Raw genomic sequence first — 18,796 nt, 5'->3', positions numbered from 1 at the left:
CTCCGCAGCTGCGACACGCTAGCCGAAGAAAGCCCTGGCTTCTTCGTAACGCTCCGACGGAACCCGTTTGAGCTGTTTGGTGGCCTCGGACAACGGGACCAGCTCGATCTTCGTGCCGTGCAGAGCCACCATGTTGCCTTCGCCGCCATTGTGCGCCGCTTCGGCGGCGTGCACGCCGTACCGAGTCGCGAGCACCCGGTCGAACGGCGTCGGCGTTCCACCGCGCTGCACATGCCCGAGAACAGTCACGCGAACCTCTTTGCCGATCCGTTTCTCGATCTCCCGGCCGAGCTGCTGCGACACACCGGTGAAAATCTTGTGCCCGAACTCGTCGACGCCGCCCTCGGCCAGCGTCATCGACCGAGGGTCCGGAGCGGCTCCTTCCGCCACCACCACGATGAAATGCGCGTCGCCGCGCTGGAAACGCTTCTTAATCATGGCGCAGACCTCGTCCACGTCGAACGGCACCTCGGGGATGAGGGTGAGATGCGCGCCCGAGGCCAGTCCGGCGTGCAGCGCGATCCACCCCGCGTGGCGGCCCATGACCTCCACGAGCATCACCCGCTGATGGGACTCGGCAGTGGTGTGCAGCCGGTCGATCGCATCTGTCGCAATGGCCAACGCGGTGTCGAAGCCGAACGTGACATCCGTGCAGTCGATGTCGTTGTCAATGGTCTTCGGCACGCCGACCACGGGGACGCCGGATTCCGACAACCAGCTCGCCGCCGTCAACGTGCCCTCGCCGCCGATGGGGATGAGCACGTCGACCCCGTTGTCGTCGAGGGTCTGCTTGATCCGGTCCAGACCCGCGCGCAACTTGTCCGGGTTCACCCGCGCGGTGCCGAGGATGGTGCCGCCGCGCGTCAAAATCCGGTCAATTTTGTCGAGGTCGTCGAGCTTGGTGCGCCGGTCCTCCAAAAGGCCCCGCCATCCGTCGCGGAAACCGACGACGGTGCTGCGGTAGCGGCCGACAGAAGTGCGCACCACAGCGCGGATAACCGCATTCAAGCCCGGGCAGTCTCCGCCGCCAGTCAAAACGCCGATCCGTTTCACACAGGCCAGGATACCGTGGCCGGCAAGCGCGCTGAGTCAGAGGAGTCCGGCCAAAGTCTCGACCTGCTGGACCCGCCCCGCCGTGTTCTCCGCCAAGGGGTTCACATTGAGCGTGGTCACTCCGGCTTCTTTGAACGCCGCGACGCGTTCGGCGACGAAACTCTTCGGGCCGATGAGCGAGATGCTCCGCACCAGCTCGTCGGGCACGGCTTCGACCGCCTCTTGTTTTTTCCCCGCGAGGTACAGGTCTTGAATGGCGTCGGCCTGCTTGCCAAAGCCGTATGTGGTCGCCAAGCCGTGGTAGAAGTTCTTGCCCTTGGCGCCCATGCCGCCGATGTACAGGGCGAGCATGGGTTTGACGAACGCGAACAAATGCTCCACATTCTCGCCGATGGCGAGGGCAGGGCCCGCGAACACGTCGAGCTCCCCCAGCTCCGGGGCGCGTTTTGCCTTGCCCTCGGCGAGCGCCGCCCCCCACACGTCGCCCGCTTTCTCCGGCATGAAGAAGATGGGCTGCCAGCCTTCGGCGATCTCCGCGGTCAGGGCCACATTCTTCGCGCCGAGGGCGGCGATCACCACGGGGATCCGGTCGCGGACAGGGTGGTTGATGAGCTTCAAGGCCTTGCCGAGACCTGTGCCTTTTTCCGGCGGCAACGGCACCGTGAAGTGTTTGCCCTCGTATTCGAGGCGCTCACGCTTCCAGACCTTCCGGCAGATCTCGACGGTCTCGCGGGTGCGGCCGAGGGGCGCGTCGTACTTCACACCATGGAAGCCTTCGATGACCTGCGGCCCGGAGGCTCCGAGGCCAAGGACGAAACGCCCGCCCGACACGTAGTCCAGCCCAGCCGCGGTCATAGCGATGAGCGTCGGGGTCCGGGTGTAGAGCTGAAAAACCCCCGAGGCGAGCGTGACGGTGGACGTCTTGGCCGCCAAGTAGCCCAGTTGGCTGGCGGCGTCGAACGAGTAGGCCTCTGGGACGAAGACGATGTCGAGACCGACCTTCTCCAATTCCGCGATCTCATCCGCGACCTCGACAAACCCACCGGCATAGTTGACTATCGTCCCAATACGCATACCACGAATGTACCCATCAGAGCGAAGCGTGCGGCAGCGGACCCCTGGCGGCCTCGTAGGCGGCCCCAACCCGGTAAAGCCGGTCGTCCGCGAGCGCCGGGGCGAGGATTTGCAGGCCCACCGGCAGTCCGTCGTCGGCGGAGAACCCCGCCGGAACGGACATGCCAGGGTGCCCGGCGAGGTTCGTCGGAATGGTGCACAGGTCGAACCGGTACATCGCCACCGGGTCGTCCACCCGCTCCCCGAGCGGGAACGCCGTGGTCGGGGTCGTCGGCGCGAGGATCACGTCGACCCGCTCGTAAGCCCGGTCGAAATCTTGGGCGACCAAGGCCCGCACTTTCTGGGCCTGCCCGTAAAAAGCGTCGTAGTAACCGGCGGAAAGGGCGTACGTGCCGATGATGACCCGGCGTTTGACCTCCGGCCCGAAGCCTGAGGAACGGCTCGCCGTCATCACACTCGCCACATCGGCCCGCCCGTCGTCGCCAACGCGGGCGCCGTAGCGGACGCCGTCGAACCGGGCGAGGTTCGAGGAGACCTCCGACGGCAGGATGAGGTAGTAGGCGGGCATCGCGAACGGGAAGTGCGGGCAGGAGACCTCGACCGCCTCCGCTCCGAGCGCCTGCACCTGCCGAACAGCCGCCTCGAACGCCGCGTAGGCCCCCGGCTGGTAGCCGTAGCCGTGGAGCTCTTTGACCACACCGACCTTCAGGCCCTTCAGATCTCCCGCCGCCCCGGCTTTCGCGGCTTCGACGACCGAAGGCACCGCACGTTTCGTGGAGGTGCCGTCCTTCGGGTCGTGGCCCGCGATGACCTCGTGCAAAAGCGCCGCGTCCAACACTGTCCGCGCGCCTGGGCCGCCCTGGTCGAGCGAGGACGCGCACGCGATCATGCCGTACCGGGAGACCGTCCCGTACGTGGGTTTCACGCCGACGGTGCCGGTGAGCGCCGCGGGCTGGCGAATCGAGCCGCCGGTGTCGGTGCCCACGGCGAGCGGAGCCTCGAACGCGGCGAGCGCGGCGGAGTTGCCGCCGCCGGAGCCGCCCGGCGTGCGGGCGAGGTCCCACGGGTTGCGGGTCGGGCCATACGCGGAGTTCTCCGTCGAGGAGCCCATGGCGAACTCGTCGGTGTTCGTCTTGCCGAGGATCGGCAAGCCCGCGCGGCGCAGCTTCTCCGTCACCGTCGCGTCGTACGGCGAACGCCATCCGTCCAGGATTTTCGAGCCCGCCGTCGTCGGCATGCCCTTGGTCGTGAAGATGTCCTTGAGCGCGACCGGCACCCCCGCGAGCGGAGAGGCCGGGGCCTCGCCCCGAGCGAGGGACTCGTCCACCGAGCGGGCCGTCGCCAGCGCCTCATCGCCTGCGACATGCAGAAAGGCGTGCAGCCGCTCGTCCACTTCGCCGATTCGCCCGAGATGGGCCTGCACCACTTCGACCGAAGAAAGCTCTTTGGAACGGATCAGTTCGGCGAGGTGGGCCGCTGAGCTGGTGGTGATCTCCTGGGTGTTTGCGCTCACAGCTCCTCCCCCAGGATGCGCGGCACGACGAACTTGTCGTCTCGGGCGGCCGGAGCGGCGGCGAGCGCGTCGGCGGCGGACAGCGACGGCAGCGGCTCGTCGGCCCGCACCACGTTGACCGCGCCGAAGAGCCAAGGCTCTTGCCATTCCTTGTGCTCGCCCCCCTGCTCGGCCTGAGCCGAATCCGCCAAATCATCGACCGCTTTCACCGTTTGGAGGATGTCGTCGAGCTGGCTGGCGAAAGCGCCGAGCTCGGCTTCGTCGAGCTCGATCCGCGCCAACGAGGCCAGATGGGCCACCTGTTCCCTCGTTATCTTCGGTGCTTGGGTCATGCGGAGCATTCTCCCACACGCCGAGAACGGCAAGCTCGGGCTCTCCTCGCCCACGGCGAGAGTTGGGCGCGGCGATGATGACGAGGTAGCCTTGCTAGGTGTACTACCTGATCCGGGTCGAACTCGAAGACCGCCCAGGCAGTCTCGGGGCGCTCGCTGTGGCGCTTGGCACTGTCGGAGCCGACATCGTGTCACTGGAAGTCGTGGAGCGCGGCACTGGCTATGCCGTCGACGACATCGTGGTCGACCTTCCGACCGACCGTCTGCCCGATTCCCTCATCACCGCCGCCGAGCAGATTCGCGGCGTCCGGGTCGACGCGATCCGCCCCTACACCGGGTTGCTCGACACCCATCGCGAGCTCACGTTGATCGACCAGGTCGCCACCTCGCAGGAGAACCGGCTGCAAATCCTGGCGGACGAAGCGCCCCGGGTGCTGCACGCCGGGTGGTGTGTGATCGCGGTGAGCGGCGCAAACGGCCTGGAGCCGATCAATTCGAGTTCCGGAGCCCCCGAACCGGGGGGCTACCAGATCCCCGTGTTGGGGCTTGAAGGAGCGCGGGCGCTGGACGGGGAAGCCGATTGGGTCCCGCAGGTCTGGCGAGACCTGGACACTGCGCTGGCCGCCGCGCCGCTCGGGGAAAAAGACCTCGTCATTATCCTCGGCCGACCGGGCGGGCCGGGATTCCGCCCCGCCGAAGTCGCCAGGCTCGGCTATGTGACCGGCATCTTGGCAACGGTGCTGCGCTAACCGCCACGGCGCTCGTGAGGCTTCCGCGGCGCCGTCACGCCGGGGATCGCCGCGCGGCCCGGCCCGGCCGGAAAGCGTCGATCACCCACAGCCACACGACATGCCCCAATGCCTCAGACACATTCTCGTCCAAGGGCAGCGCGGCGGCGGGCGGGGTCAAGCCGAGCAGCGGCATCGCGATCAAGTGCGCGCCGACCCACACGAGCAGGCCGAAAACCGCGCCGCGGAAAACCCCTGCCGCCGGGAATCGCTCGACCACGCTGAAGTACAGCGCCGCGAAGGCCACCGAGAACGCGAAATGCACCGCGAAACCCCCCAGGTTCATCGTGTGCCCGGAGAAACTGTACGTCCACCCGTCAGCGGGCAGTCCGAGTTTGTCGAGCAGCACGACCGGCGGCGAGACCCGGTCGGGCGTGCGAGCGGGAAGCACCGTTTCCCAGCCGAGTTTCACGAAACCGCCGACAGCTCCTGCTGCCAATGCGCCGATCGCCTTCACTTGCTTGCCCACTGGTGTCCTTTCGTGTCGCGCGGCGTGCGCCAGAAGCGGTTAGGTCAGGTAGCGGTACGCGGCGGTGCCCGGAAGCAACCGTTCGCAGCTCAGGCCCGAACGGTCCATTCGCTCCATGAGCGGGCCGAGGTCCGCGGCTTGGCCGAGTTCTATGCCCACGAGGGCAGCGCCGAGCTCGCGGTTGTCCCGCTTGATGTACTCGAACACGGTGATGTCGTCCTCGGCGCCGAGGACCTGCTCCAAGAATCTGCGCAGCGCCCCAGGCTCCTGGGGGAAGTCCACGAGGAAGTAATGCTTGAGGCCCTTGTGCACCAGCGAGCGCTCCAAGATCTCGCCGTAGCGGGAGACGTCGTTGTTGCCGCCCGAGATCAACGACACCACGGTCGCTCCTGCGGGCAGGCGCACTTGGTCGAGCGCGGCCACCGCAAGCGCCCCGGCGGGTTCGGCGATGATCCCGCCGTTCTGGTACAGGTCCAAAATGGTCGTGCACAGCGCGCCCTCGTCCACCTGGGTCACCACAATCGACCCTGGTGAGAGCTCTGCGCGTTGGCTGTCCGCGCCAGACATGAGCAGCGGCGTGTTCGGCGCCGCCCTCGTCTTGGCCCCCAGGGCCGAAAGCACCCGGTGGGCGACGTCGCCCACGCGCCGCACGGCCGCTCCGTCCACAAACGGGTCGATCGCCGGCAAAGTCACCGGGGCCCCGGCCACGAGCGCCGCCGCGAGGCAGGCCGCGCCCGCCGGTTCCACGGCGAGGACGGCGGTCTGCGCAGAGCGCTCCGCGAGGTACGCGGCGATGCCTGCCACGCAGCCGCCGCCGCCCACCGGAACGACCACGACGTCGGGGAACGCCGCAGCGCCGCACGCGGCGAGCTGCTCAAGGATCTCTTTGGCGATGGTGCCCTGCCCGGCAGCTGTGCGCGGGTCGTTGAACGAGGGCACGAGCGTCGCGCCCGTCTGGTCCGCGTCGGCGTGCGCTGCGTGCGCCGCCGCGTCGTAGTTGTCCCCCGTGGAGATCAACTCGATGAAGTCGCCGCCGTGCGCGCGGATGCGGTCGCGTTTCTGACGAGGGGTCGTGTTGGGCACATAGATCCTGCCGAACACGCCCATCGCGTGGCAGGCGTAGGCCACGCCCTGGGCGTGGTTCCCAGCGCTGGCCGTCACCACGCCCGCCGCTTTCTCCTCGTGAGAAAGCTGCGACATGAGGTTGTACGCGCCTCGGAGCTTGTACGAGCGGACCACCTGGAGGTCTTCCCGCTTCAGATACAGCTCGACGCCGAACTGCGCCGACAGGCGCCGGTCACGCTGGAGCGGCGTCCGGTCCGCCACACCGGACAACCGCGCCGCGGCCGCGTCCACATCCGCCGCCGTCACCTCTCGGACTGGCTGATGGGTCTGGCTGGGACTGTTCACCCGTCCATCTTGCCATCCCCGGCAAACGGGCAAGCAACACGACGACGACGAACTCCGCCGCCTGCTGGGCGAAGCGGAGCACGAACGCAGCGGGGGCGAGCACGGGCTGATGGGTCGCGGCGAGCATGTTCGCGAGCGAAGGACACCAAAGGAACAGCACCGCCCCGAGCGCCAGCGCGACGCGCCGCTGCGAGAGATTCCCGTTCCAATACAGGATGAGCACAGCGGGGATGAAGAACACCGCGCGGTGGATCCAGCTCGCCGGGGTGATGACTGTGGCAGTCACTCCTGCCGAGACAACGGCATGCAACAGCCCTGTTGTCCGATACGTCGTGCGCGCGAGCCAAAGACCGGCCGCGCCGACCGCGGCGGCGCACGCCGAGCCGAGCCAATGCGGACCGCCGAAAAACGCCACAGCGCCTTGCACGGACGCGTTGCCCGGGCTCGCGAACATCTCCGGGGCGAACGCGACGCTGTCGGACAGCCCCCAGAAGGTGGTACGGAAAAACCGCGTCGACATCTCGGGGAACGCCAGAAAACCAGCCGCTGTGGCCGCCAGCGCGCCTCCGACCGTCCAGAGCGCCAACCGGAACTGGCGCAACAGCAGAAAGAGCGCCACGAAAAAGACCGGGAACAGTTTGACCGCCACTGCCACGCCGATGAGCGTCCCTTTCGGCAGCCACCGCCCCAGCCGAGTGTCGTCGGAGCGGGCCACGTCGACAAGGCACATTCCCATGAGCAACAGGTTGATCTGACCGTAGGCGAGATGTTGGTTGACCACGTCGCTGAGCGAGAGGACCAGCAGGAGCCCCGCGAGGCAGAGCGGCCACCGGCTGAAACCTGCCAGCTTGGGCGAGGGCAGATCCGCCCAGGCTGGCCGTGCGACATGCAAAGAAACCGCGAGGCAGGCCATCGCCAGGACGCTCCAGAGCAATGCCGCGACGGCAGGCGGGAACCAGGTGGTCGGCAAGAGGAACAGCGCGGCGAAGGGCGGATAGGTGAACGGCAGCCCCGTCGGGGCGATGTCGAGCCCGTGCAACCAGTGCGCGTACACGTCCCCACCGGCCAACGCGGTTTGGGCTCCGATCCGGTACACCTGGAAATCCACCGGTTTGACCGTGGAGGTGAGGCGTTCGCCGACGAGCGCGCCCAACGCGCATGCGGCGAGCACCAACGCGCCGTCACGCCACAACGGCGCCCGGGGCTCTTCCACGGCGCGGCTCATCACATGTCCATCCTGCCACTGCGGGCGGGGCGGCAAGGAGGACGAGCGCGCAGACCTCGCTGGCCGCTTGTGCGAACCGCAGTGGCAACGCCAACGGCCAGAGCCACCACTGATGCGCCGCGAGCAAATGGTCCGCGATGGTTTGCCCCGGCACGAACAAGACGGCCGCGAGCACTATCGCGGTCTTTCTCCCGACGCGCCCCGTGTCCATGAGCAAGATCGCCACAGCGGGGAACAGGAACACCGCGTGGTGGATCCAGCTCACCGGCGTGACCAAAGTCGCGGTGAGCCCGGCGGCCACTGTGCTCGCCAACAGCCCCCGGCCGCGGAACGCGGCTCTGGCGCACCAGAGCCCGAAGACGCAGAAAACCGCCGCCAAACCTGCTCCGAGCCAGGACGGCCCGCCGAAGAACGCTGTCGCGCCTTGGATCGAGCCGTTGCCCGAGCTCGCGAACATCTTCGGGTCGTAGGCCACGCTGCTGGAAAGATGCCAGATCTTCTCGGTGAAAAAGCGCCATGACATCGCCGGGAAGGCGAGGAAACCGGCGGCGGTGGCGAGACCGGCTCCGACCACTGTCCAGATGGCCAACCGCCACTGCCTGATGATGAGGAACTGCACGAGGAACAGCAGCGGGGTGAGTTTGACCGCTGCCGCGACGCCCACCAATGCGCCTTTCGGCAGCCACCGCCCCAGCCGGGTGTCGTCGGAGCGCGACACATCGAACAAACACATTCCCATGAGCAACAGATTGATCTGTCCGCGCACCAGATGGAAAGGCACGAGGTTGCTTGCCGCAAGCAGCAGGACGAGGCACGCCAAGATCCGCGGCCACCGCCGGCTGTCCCACACAACCCCGAACCGCCCGGCGGGCCGAGGGGTTCGGCTGCGCGCGTCGGCCCAGGCGTAGTGCAGCGAGGCCGCCAGACACGCCATGGCGAGAACATTCCACCACGTCACCGCGACCGCCGTGGAGAACAACGTGGTCGGCCAGAGGAACAGCGCCGCGAACGGGGTGTAGGTGAACGGAATGCCCTGAGGCGGGGTCCATTGGCCCTTGAGCAGCATGCTGTACACGTCCGCGCCCGAGAACGCCTGCTCGGCTCCGAGGCGGTACACCTCGAAATCCCCGGCCTGGATCGAGTCGAGCAGGACGAACTGGACGAACAAGGTCACCGCGACGCAGGCGAGGAGCACCAACAGCAGATCCAGCGGCCGGAAGCCCCGCAGCTGGCGCGCCCCGCCCGCGGGCTGCGTGTGTCCGATCACAGCGTCATCCTACCGAGCTGCCCTCTTCGGCTGTCACGGCGCGTATCGCCGCGCACACGAGCTCCAGGTCGGAGTCGGATGCGATGTACGGCGGCATCGTGTACACCAGATCCCGGAAAGGGCGCAGCCACACCCCGTGCCGCACTGCTGTCGCGGTGGCCCGAGCCACATCCACCGGGCGGTCGAGCTGCACGACCCCGATCGCGCCGAGCACCCGGACGTCGCGCACCCCCTCGGCCTGCCGCAAGGGGCCGAGCCCTCGGGCGAGCGCTTGTTCGATCCGCGCGACCTCGCCCCGCCAGTCGCTTGCCAGCAACAGCTCCACGGACGCGACAGCGACGCCGCACGCGAGCGGGTTGGCCATGAACGTGGGCCCGTGCAACAAGGCGCCTGCGCCGGTCTCGTTGATGGCCTCGGCGATCCCGCGACGGCCGAGCACTGCCGCCAGGGTCAAATATCCGCCGGTGAGCGCTTTGCCCACGCACATGATGTCCGGGCGGACCCCGGCGCCGTGTTCGGCGGCGAACAGTTCGCCGGTGCGGCCGAACCCAGTGGCGATCTCGTCGAAAATCAACAGCAAACCATGTTCGTCGGCGACCTCGCGCAACGTCACCAGGCATCGCGGGTCGTACATGCGCATGCCGCCCGCGCCCTGGACGACCGGCTCGACGATGACAGCGGCGAGCTCGTGCGAGTGCTCGGCCGCGATCCTGCGCACCTCTTCGTCCCAGGCCGGGCCGGACGTCCTGGGCGGCTCAGGCGCGAAAACTTGTTCGGCGAGGACCCCCGTCCACTGCGAATGCATGCCGCCGACCGGGTCGCACAAGCTCATCGGCGTGAAGGTGTCCCCGTAATAGCCGCCCCGGGGGGTCAACAGTTTGCGCCGCCCCGGGGAGCCGGCCGCGCGCTGGTACTGCAACGCGGTCTTGACCGCGACCTCGACCGCGACCGACCCGGAATCGCAGAAGAACACCGTGTCCATGCCGGTTGTCTGCACGAGCAGCGCGCCGAGCCGGGCGGCGGGCTCGTGGGTGAGGCCGCCGAACATGACGTGGCTCATCGAGCGCAACTGCGCCGCCGCCGCCGCGTCCAGCGCCGGATGCCGGTAGCCGTGGACCGCCGCCCACCAGGAGCTCATGGCGTCGACCAGCTCCCGGCCGTCGGCGAGCACGAGGCGCGTGCCATGCGCCTCGCGGACCACGAGGGGCGCAGGGCCGCCGCCGAGCCTGGCGTAGGGATGCCAGAGGTGCTCGCGGTCAATGCGCAAGACCTCGTCCAGCGACAGCGAGGCGGCCTCGGGCGGCAAGGTCATGAAGACCATGCTACGGCGGCTGCCTGTGCCCGCCGCGCCGCACTGGGCATGCTGTGACCAGCAAGCAGTGGCGGCTGCCTGCACGGCACGATAAGGTCGAACCACAATGACAGCACCGCAAGACACTCCGCCGGCGGGCGGGCCCGCCCCCGCCCAACAGGGCTCGCTCCGCGAAGGGGTCGTGCAGTCCCTCGCCTCCGCCGATCTGCGAGTTTGGCCGGGCACGCCCTATCCGCTCGGCGCGACGTTCGACGGTGTGGGCACCAACTTCTCGCTGTTCACTGAAGCGGCCGAGCGGGTGGAGCTCTGCCTGATCGCCCCGGACGGCGGCGAGACCCGAGTGCCCCTCGAAGAGGTCGACGGCTACGTCTGGCACACCTACCTGCCAGAAGTCGGCCCCGGCCAGCGCTACGCGTACCGGGTCCATGGCCGCTTCCAGCCGGAGCAAGGCTTGCGCTGCGACCCCACGAAGCTGCTGCTCGACCCCTACGGCAAAGCCTTCGACCCGAACGGCCTGCACGGCAGCCCCGCCGGGGGTTCGAGCGACCACACCATGACTTGCGTGGTGATCAACCCGTTCTTCGACTGGTCCACCGACCATCCGCCGAACCGCCCCTACAACGAGACTGTCATCTACGAGGCGCACGTCAAAGGGCTGACCAAGACTCATCCGAAAGTGCCCGAGAGCCTCCGCGGCACATACGCGGGGGTGGCGCACCCCGCGGTCATCGACCATTTGACCGAGCTCGGCGTCACCGCCATCGAGCTGATGCCGGTGCACCAATTCCTCCAAGACGGGTTCCTGCTCGACAAAGGCCTCTCCAACTATTGGGGCTACAACACCATCGGCTTCCTCGCCCCGCACGCGCAATACGCCGCGGCGAAGCACCCGGAAGCAGCTGTGGCCGAGTTCAAGTCGATGGTGGCGGACCTGCACAAAGCAGGCATCGAGGTCATTCTGGACGTGGTCTACAACCACACCGCCGAGGGCAACCACGAAGGCCCGACCGTGAGCTTTCGAGGCATCGACAACGCGGCCTACTACCGGCTCTCGGACGAGGACAAAACCTATTACGTCGACTACACCGGCACCGGGAACAGCCTCAACGTGCGCCATCCGCACACCCTGCAGCTCATCATGGACTCGCTGCGCTACTGGGTCCTGGAGATGCATGTGGACGGCTTCCGGTTCGACCTCGCGTCCACCCTCGCACGGGAACTGCACGACGTGGACCGGCTCTCCGCGTTCTTCGACCTGGTCCAGCAAGACCCGGTGGTCAGCCAAGTCAAACTGATCGCCGAGCCGTGGGACATCGGCGAAGGCGGCTACCAGGTCGGCAACTTCCCCGGCGTGTGGTCCGAGTGGAACGGGCGCTACCGGGACACGGTGCGCGACTTCTGGCGCGGAGAGCCTTCGACCCTCGGGGAGTTCGCCTATCGCCTCACGGGGTCCTCGGACCTCTACGCGGCGACCGGCCGACGGCCCGGCGCGAGCATCAATTTCGTCACCGCGCACGACGGGTTCACCCTCAACGACCTCGTCTCCTACAACGAGAAGCACAACGAGGAGAACGGCGAGGACAGCCGGGACGGCGAGAGCCACAACAGGTCGTGGAACTGCGGGGCGGAAGGGCCGACCGACGACCCGGAGATCCTTCAGCTGCGCGCGCGCCAGCGCCGCAACATCCTCGCGACGCTGCTGCTCAGCCAAGGCACGCCGATGCTGTTGCACGGCGACGAGATGGGGCGCACACAGCACGGCAACAACAACGTGTACTGCCAGGACAACGAGATCTCTTGGATCGACTGGTCCCTCACGGAGGAAAACGCGGAGCTTTTCGACTTCACCAAACACGTCATCCAGCTCCGCAAGTCCCACCCGGTCTTCCGGCGCAGGCGCTTCTTCGCGGGAAGGCCCATCAGGGGCGGGGACCAGGAGCGCGACATCGCGTGGCTGACGCCGGACGGGCGGGAGATGACCGGCGAGGACTGGGACAGCGGCTTCGGCAAATCCCTCATGGTCTTCCTCAACGGCAACGCCATACCCGAGCCGGACTCGCGAGGCGAGCGGGTCGTGGACGACTCGTTCCTGCTCTGCTTCAACGCGCACTACGAGGCGCTGAAATTCGTCGTGCCGGACGGCGCGTTCGGCGCGCAATGGATGGCGGTGCTCGACACGTCCCGGCCACGCGGCCGGGGCCAGCTCACCGCGAACGCCGGCGACGCCATCAACCTCGCCTCCCGCTCCCTTCTCATGCTCCAGAAAGTGAAGTAGTGGTTCCTCGGCCGATCACCTCGACCTATCGATTGCAACTGCGCCCCGAGTTCACATTCGCCGAAGCCGCGCAGCAGCTGCCGTATCTGCACGACTTGGGGGTGAGCCACCTCTACCTCTCCCCCATTCTCACCTCGGTCGCAGGCTCGACGCACGGCTACGACGTGACCGACCCGACCACGGTGCGCGAAGAGCTCGGCGGGCGCGCCGGGTTCGAAGCGCTCGCGCGCAAGGCGCACGAGTTCGGCATGGGGCTGATCGTCGACATCGTGCCCAACCACATGGGCGTCGCGGTCCCGCATGAGAACCCCTGGTGGTGGGATGTGCTGTCGCGCGGCACGCGCAGCGCGTACGCGAAGTTCTTCGACATCGACTGGGACGAGGAGGAACGGTTCAACCTGCCGGTCCTCGGCTCCGCGAACGACCTGGACAAGCTTGCGGTCCAGGACGGGGAGCTGCGGTACTTCGAGCACCGCTACCCGCTCGCCGAGGGCACGGGCTCGGGCGAGCCCCGGCAGGTCCACGACCGCCAGCATTACCGGCTCGTGCCGTGGAACACGGACCGGGTCGGCTACCGCCGGTTTTTCAGTGTGAACGAGCTCGCCGGATTGCGCCAAGAGGACCCGGAGGTGTTCGCCGCCAGCCACGCCGAGCTCAAATCGCTCGTGGACGCGGGCTGGATCGACGGGCTTCGGGTCGACCACCCCGACGGGCTCGCCGACCCGGTCGGCTACTTGCGGGACTTGCGCGAGCTCATCGGCCCTGACCGGTGGCTCGTGATCGAGAAGATCCTGCACAAAGACGAACGTCTGGACCCCGCTCTGCCGGTGGACGGCACGACGGGGTATGCGGCGCTGCAGGAGGTCTGCGGCGTGTTCGTGCACCCCGGCGGCGAGGACCGGCTCACCGAGCTGTCCTTGGAGGTCACCGGCGACCCTGGGGACGAGGGGGCGCTCGAAATAGCGGGGCTCGCGGCGCGGCGCGAAGCTTTGCTCGGCGCCCTGCGCTCAGAGCTGCGCAGGCTGGTGCGGTGCGTGCAGCGTGAAAGCGGCACCGGGCTCGACCCGAACGCGCTGGCCGGCGCCATCGCGGAGATCATCCTGCGGTTGAACGTGTACCGGGCCGACTACCCGTCGCTCACCGGCGCGCTCGCCGATGCGCTCGCACAGGTGCGGGCGGAAAAACCCGAGCACGGCCCAGCCGTCGACGTGACTGCCGACGTGCTCGCCAAGGGCGGCGAAAGCGCTGTCCGGTTCCACCAGCTGTGCGGCCCGGTCATGGCCAAAGGCATGGAGGACCGGCTGTTTTACCGCACTGCCCGGCTCATCGGCCTCCAAGAGGTCGGCGGGGCCCCGGAGCAGTTCGGGGTTGCGTTGGACGAGTTCCATCGCCGCATGGCGTCTCGGGCCGAGCGGCTGCCGAAGACGATGACCACCCTCTCGACCCACGACACCAAACGCGGCGAAGACGTGCGGGCCCGGCTCGCGCTCATCGCGGAGTCGCCCATCTGGTCCAGGCTGGTGTATTTCGACGAAGGGGTGCTCGACCTGCCCCCCGACCACGCCGGGCAGCCCGGATACCTCTTCCCGTCCGGCCACGACTTTTCCGCCTCGGCGGGCGGTGTGACCGGCTATTTCCTCTGGCAGACCCTCTGGGGTGTGCTGCCTGCGCCATTGCCGGTCCCGGCGCCCATGCGCGAGTTGGAGCAAGCCTTGGAGGAACGCCAGCGCAACGGCGCGGACGTCGCTGCGCTGCGCGAAGAGTACCGGGCTTCGAGCGAGGGCTGGCGCCAGAAGCTCGACGAAGTGCCCGACGACGTCTTCGCGCGCGTGCGCGCCTATGCGCGCAAAGCGACCAGGGAGGCGGGGCTCAAAACCAGCTGGAACAACCCGGACCTGGTGTTCGAGACCGATATCGACCACTGGCTCGGCGCGGCGGCGCACTCCGGATTCGCCGGGCTGATCCGGCTCTTCCGCTCCGAGCTTGCCGCCTCCGAGCGCGCGAACATCCTCGGGCAAAAGCTCGTCCAGCTCTTATGCCCTGGGATCCCCGACGTCTATCAGGGGACCGAGTTCCCCGAGGACTCGCTCGTCGATCCGGACAACCGCAGATTGGTGGACTACGCGGCGCGGGCCGACGCGCTCGCAGCGGGCACGGAGGAGAAACAGCAGCTCGTGCGGGCAGCCCTGCGACTGCGCCGGGAACGCCCGGACTCGTTCGTCGGCGGCGGGTACTGGCCTGTTCCCGCCCGGACCCCGCACCTCCTCGGCTTCGGCAGGGGCCCGCGCGACAGCGACAAGCCGGATGTCATCGTGCTCGCCACCCGGTTCGCCACCACCCTGGAGAAACAGGGCGGGTGGCAGAACGAAGGCTTCGACCTCGGCGACACGCACTGGGAGGACCGGCTGGACGGGAAACGCTGGACGGGCCTTGTGCCCTACGCCGAGCTCTTCGCCGAACGACCCGTTGCTTTGCTGGTCGAATCCGCTCCCTGAACCGGCCTGCGCCGCCTCGGCGCCCTAATGCTGTTCGGCGAGGGCGGCGTCGATCATTGACCCCATGATCGGGCTCATTGTGCTCACATACGTCCCGCTCAGATGATTGTCGTCCATGTAGACGTAGACGTTGCCGACGATGGGCGGGCAGAAGTCATGGGCGCAAATGTAATCGCTGAAGTCGAGGAAAGAAACGTTCGGCGGGACGTTCGGCATGGTGAAGTAGGGCGGCACGGCTTTGAGCACACTCGCGCGCGGCGCGCCGCACGTGGGCGCGTTGCGGCCGCGGCTCTCGACGCACCTGGCCGGGGAGAAGGAGAACCGAGGGTTGTCCCGAACCGCGAGAATCCGGATTCCTGCTTCATGCAAGCGGTTCCAGACGTCCACGAATCCTTGCGGGGTCTGCTCGGCGGGCCCCGCCCGCGCGTCTCGGGTGCCATTGGTCAGGACGGCGTCGGGCCGCGTGGCGAGCACTTCCTCGACAGCTTCGGCGTTGTGCCGCACACAGCTCGCGTCCCCGGCGACGGTCTCCGACGCGGTGGAAAACGGGCACGCGCCTTTGCCGATCACCGTCAGCTCCCAATGCCTCTCCCGCACAATCGGTTCGAGCGCGGGCACGAACTGGGTGACATGGGAATCGCCCACAACGGCGAGACGAAGTTGCGGGTGCTCGTGCTCGGAGGAGCGCAACACACACACATCCAGTTCTGGACGCTGCGCGGACTTGGCGCAGTCGAACTTGTCGGAACCGGCGAAATCCTTCGACAAGCTCACCATCGACGGGACAGGAACACCGGGCGAGGACAAATCTTCGGGCGAGGACTCCAGTGCCAACGCGCCTGGATGTTCCGCGTCGCGGGCCGCGACTGCCAAATCAGTGGTCTTGCGCGCGCCGATCAGCTGCCAGCACTGCGCGGCGAGGAGCACGCACGCCAGCGCCACGGCGCCGAAGCGGTAGAACCCGACGCGGGCCACTGCCCCCGTGGCGCTTTGCGCTGGCCGCTCCACGAAGCGGTGTGTCAGCACGGACAGCAGCAGCGAGGTGGCGATGACCGCCGCGCCGCCGAGGAGGCCAAGCTCTTGCCGGTCCCAAAGAATGAGCGCGAACACCAGCACCGGCCAATGCCAAAGATACAACGGGTAGCTGATGTCCCCCACATACCGCAGCAGGCGGGAGCCGAGGAGCCGGTCGGCCCCGTAGCGGCTGCCGCTGCGGCCGGCCACGACGATGACCGCCGCGCAGGTCGTCGGCCAAAGCGCGACGTAACCGGGGAATTGGGACGACACCCGCAGCACAAGGCCGCACAGCACCAAAGCCGCGATCGCGGCCCAGCCCAAGACGATCCTGGACCAACGCGGCAGGGTCAGCGCGGCCGAAACGAAGACGAGCAACCCGCCGAACGCGAACTCCCACACGCGTGTGAACGAGTTGAAATAGGCGGCACGCTGGTCGGCGGCCGTGCAGCGCACCGACCACAACAACGAGGAGACGAACGCGGCAGTCAAGGCGAAAAGCACCTGCAGGGGCAAGGAGACCCGCAGACGTTTGGCGGCGCATGCCATCGCGACGACCAACAGCGGCCACACCACGTAGAACTGGCCCTGGATGGACAGGGACCAGAAGTGCTGCACCACGCTCGCCTCGTTGTGCTGCGCGAAATAATCCGCGGAATCGGCGGCCAATCGCCAGTTCTCCAGATACACCGCAGAGGCCATGACCTCAGCGATGCTCTGCTGCCAACGGCTCTCCGGGAGAACGAGGATCCCAGCGGCGATGATCGCGCCCAGGACGAACAGAGCGGCGGGGAAAAGCCTCTTGACAACCCTCGCCCAAACCTGGTGCAGCGCGACGGAGCCGCCGCGGGCAGCCCTGAGCAGGCTGCCGGTGATGAAAAAGCCGGTGAGCACGAAAAAGACGTCGACTCCGCCGGAAACTCTGCCGAGCCAGACATGGTAGAGCACCACGAGGCAGACGGCGAGGGCGCGCAATCCCTGGATTTCGGGCCGGAACTCCGGGCGCTCGGCGAGCTTCGAATCGAGCGCGCAACGCAACGCGGCGAGCTTCTCGCCCACCTGTGACGGCAGACGAGAGGCTCTGCGGACCGCTGGCACCCGGAACGTCAAATTCCCAGGTCCGCTCTCGCCAATTCTTGCCACATATCTCTTCAAAGGGTACTGCATCTTTGCGCGAAGGTCGTGTTGCTCGCTCACGCCGCCGTCACAGAGCGTTGTCATGCTGAGGCGGAAATGAGCGCGCCCACGGGCGACGACGCCCCATCCGCATCCACAGGAACCCCTCTTCACAAGCCACCTGCCCGGTTGCGCCGCTTCTGCCCGGGTCAGGCTTCTTGTCCTTGCCGCCATGACGGCGGCGCGCGAGCGGGCCAAGCCGCTGCGTCGACGCAGTTCACCGCACGTGCTGGTGGGTGGTCGAGTCCTGCCACGAGGGGAACGGGTCCTCGTACTGGAGCCATGCCTTGGGGCCCGCGGCGAACTCGTCGTCGGTGACGAGCGCCGAGACGAGCAGCGCCCGAACCCGCTCCATGTCGAGCCGCACACCGATGAACACCAGTTCTTGGTGCGGTTCGAGCGGCGTCTCGGCCCAGTATTGGGCCGGTTCGATGACGAGGTTCGGCCCCGCCTGGGACCAGACGGCGGCGATGTTGGGCCTGCTCGCGATCCAGCAGAACCCCTTCGAGCGCAGGACGCCGCGCAGATCGCGCAGCGCGGCCTGCAACCGGAGCGGGTGGAACGGTTTGTCGGCCCGGAAGGCGAAACTGCGGATCCCGTATTCCTCGGTCTCCGGGGTGTGCCCGCCCGCGAGCTCTTCGTCCCAGCCGTCGGCGAGGGCCGCGGCCTCAGGGTTGTAAAGGCCGGTGCCCAGCACCTCGCTGATCGGCACTTCTCCTTGCACGGTGCGAATGATCCTCGCGTTCGGGTTCATCCTGCGCAGCAGGGCTTCGAGCGCGCCAGCGATCTGCCCGTTCACCAGGTCTGTCTTGTTGAGCAGGATGACGTCGGCGAACTCGACCTGGTCCACGAGCAGGTCCGAGATGCTGCGGTTGTCGCCTTCGCCCGCTTCAAGGTCGCGCTCGGACAGCGCTTCTCCCTTGCCGACCTCTTCGAGGAAGGTCGAGGCGTCGACCACGGTGACCATGGTGTCGAGTTTGGCGATCTGGTTGAGCGAAAAGCCGTCCTCGAACTCCCAGTCGAAGGTGGCCGCGACCGGCATCGGCTCGGATATCCCCGTGGACTCGATGAGGAGCTGGTCGAAACGGCCTTCGCGGGCGAGCTTGCCGACGGATTCGATGAGGTCTTCGCGCAGGGTGCAACAGATGCAGCCGTTGGTCAGCTCGACGAGTTTCTCCTCGGTGCGGTCCAGGCTGCCTTGTCCGGCGACAAGGGCGGCGTCGATGTTGATCTCGCTCATGTCGTTGACGATGACGGCGACTTTGCGCCCTTCCCGGTTCGCGAGGACATGGTTGAGCAGGGTGGTCTTGCCCGCGCCCAGGAATCCGGAGAGGACGGTGACGGGGAGGCGGGAATCTTTGGGGATGTTGGGGGCTGATCTCACGCGGACAAG

Annotated in this window: 14 protein-coding genes; 3 read left to right on the top strand and 11 right to left on the bottom strand. The window is 67.6% G+C overall.

The features are described from left to right. Positions 1-18 precede the first annotated feature (18 nt). Genes SROT_RS05705 through gatC form a run of 4 tightly spaced genes read right to left on the bottom strand, consistent with a single transcriptional unit; the run spans position 19 to position 3,972 of the window. The gene (locus tag SROT_RS05705) at positions 19-1,053 is read right to left on the bottom strand and encodes an ATP-dependent 6-phosphofructokinase (protein ID WP_013138066.1); all 1,035 of its coding nucleotides are present in this window, start codon (positions 1,051-1,053) and stop codon (positions 19-21) included. Between the two features lie 36 nt (positions 1,054-1,089). Continuing rightward, positions 1,090-2,127 carry an LLM class F420-dependent oxidoreductase gene (locus SROT_RS05700; RefSeq protein WP_013138065.1) on the bottom strand — a complete coding sequence of 346 codons (1,038 nt, stop codon included), beginning with the start codon at positions 2,125-2,127 and terminating at the stop codon, positions 1,090-1,092. Between the two features lie 16 nt (positions 2,128-2,143). Beyond that, positions 2,144-3,640, bottom strand: a complete 1,497-nt coding sequence (gene gatA, locus SROT_RS05695; RefSeq protein WP_013138064.1) for an Asp-tRNA(Asn)/Glu-tRNA(Gln) amidotransferase subunit GatA — start codon at positions 3,638-3,640, stop codon at positions 2,144-2,146. Next, positions 3,637-3,972: an Asp-tRNA(Asn)/Glu-tRNA(Gln) amidotransferase subunit GatC gene (gatC, locus tag SROT_RS05690; protein WP_013138063.1), complete on the bottom strand. Its 336-nt coding sequence runs from the start codon at positions 3,970-3,972 to the stop codon at positions 3,637-3,639. Before gatC ends, gatA begins: the two co-directional genes overlap by 4 nt. A 98-nt stretch (positions 3,973-4,070) precedes the next feature. Between gatC and SROT_RS05685 the strand changes: the two genes are divergently transcribed. Continuing rightward, positions 4,071-4,721, top strand: a complete 651-nt coding sequence (locus SROT_RS05685; protein WP_013138062.1) for an ACT domain-containing protein — start codon at positions 4,071-4,073, stop codon at positions 4,719-4,721. Positions 4,722-4,755: 34 nt separating this feature from the next. Here the strand turns inward: SROT_RS05685 and SROT_RS05680 are convergent, their stop codons facing one another. Genes SROT_RS05680 through SROT_RS05660 form a run of 5 tightly spaced genes read right to left on the bottom strand, consistent with a single transcriptional unit; the run spans position 4,756 to position 10,443 of the window. Beyond that, positions 4,756-5,229: a DUF1440 domain-containing protein gene (locus SROT_RS05680; RefSeq protein ID WP_013138061.1), complete on the bottom strand. Its 474-nt coding sequence runs from the start codon at positions 5,227-5,229 to the stop codon at positions 4,756-4,758. Between the two features lie 39 nt (positions 5,230-5,268). Continuing rightward, positions 5,269-6,639 (bottom strand): threonine ammonia-lyase IlvA, encoded by a 1,371-nt coding sequence (gene ilvA, locus SROT_RS05675; protein ID WP_049773299.1) that lies wholly within the window; start codon positions 6,637-6,639, stop codon positions 5,269-5,271. Beyond that, a complete protein-coding gene (locus SROT_RS05670) occupies positions 6,527-7,864 on the bottom strand; it encodes a glycosyltransferase 87 family protein (protein ID WP_013138059.1) in 1,338 nt (445 codons plus the stop codon). Before SROT_RS05670 ends, ilvA begins: the two co-directional genes overlap by 113 nt. Further along, positions 7,821-9,131 (bottom strand): glycosyltransferase 87 family protein, encoded by a 1,311-nt coding sequence (locus SROT_RS05665; protein WP_013138058.1) that lies wholly within the window; start codon positions 9,129-9,131, stop codon positions 7,821-7,823. The genes SROT_RS05670 and SROT_RS05665 overlap by 44 nt, the downstream gene beginning before the upstream one ends. Positions 9,132-9,135: 4 nt before the next feature. Next, complete coding sequence (locus SROT_RS05660; RefSeq protein WP_041407715.1) at positions 9,136-10,443, bottom strand: adenosylmethionine--8-amino-7-oxononanoate transaminase; 1,308 nt, start codon at positions 10,441-10,443, stop codon at positions 9,136-9,138. Positions 10,444-10,549: 106 nt separating this feature from the next. Here SROT_RS05660 and glgX point away from each other — a divergent pair, with 106 nt between their 5' ends. After that, the gene (gene glgX, locus SROT_RS05655; RefSeq protein WP_013138056.1) at positions 10,550-12,718 is read left to right on the top strand and encodes a glycogen debranching protein GlgX; all 2,169 of its coding nucleotides are present in this window, start codon (positions 10,550-10,552) and stop codon (positions 12,716-12,718) included. Further along, positions 12,718-15,213 carry a malto-oligosyltrehalose synthase gene (gene treY, locus SROT_RS05650; RefSeq protein WP_013138055.1) on the top strand — a complete coding sequence of 832 codons (2,496 nt, stop codon included), beginning with the start codon at positions 12,718-12,720 and terminating at the stop codon, positions 15,211-15,213. Before glgX ends, treY begins: the two co-directional genes overlap by 1 nt. Before the next feature lie 24 nt (positions 15,214-15,237). Here the strand turns inward: treY and SROT_RS05645 are convergent, their stop codons facing one another. Both SROT_RS05645 and SROT_RS05640 read right to left on the bottom strand, forming a co-directional pair. Then, the gene (locus SROT_RS05645; RefSeq protein ID WP_245535369.1) at positions 15,238-17,370 is read right to left on the bottom strand and encodes an acyltransferase family protein; all 2,133 of its coding nucleotides are present in this window, start codon (positions 17,368-17,370) and stop codon (positions 15,238-15,240) included. A gap of 250 nt (positions 17,371-17,620) precedes the next feature. After that, the gene (locus SROT_RS05640) at positions 17,621-18,787 is read right to left on the bottom strand and encodes a GTP-binding protein (protein ID WP_013138053.1); all 1,167 of its coding nucleotides are present in this window, start codon (positions 18,785-18,787) and stop codon (positions 17,621-17,623) included. Positions 18,788-18,796 lie beyond the last annotated feature (9 nt).

Origin of the sequence: Segniliparus rotundus DSM 44985 (genome assembly GCF_000092825.1) — a bacterium.
GTDB lineage: Bacteria > Actinomycetota > Actinomycetes > Mycobacteriales > Mycobacteriaceae > Segniliparus > Segniliparus rotundus.
The sequence above is the reverse complement of the archived record's forward strand: the minus strand, read 5'-3'. Positions and strand labels throughout refer to the sequence as shown.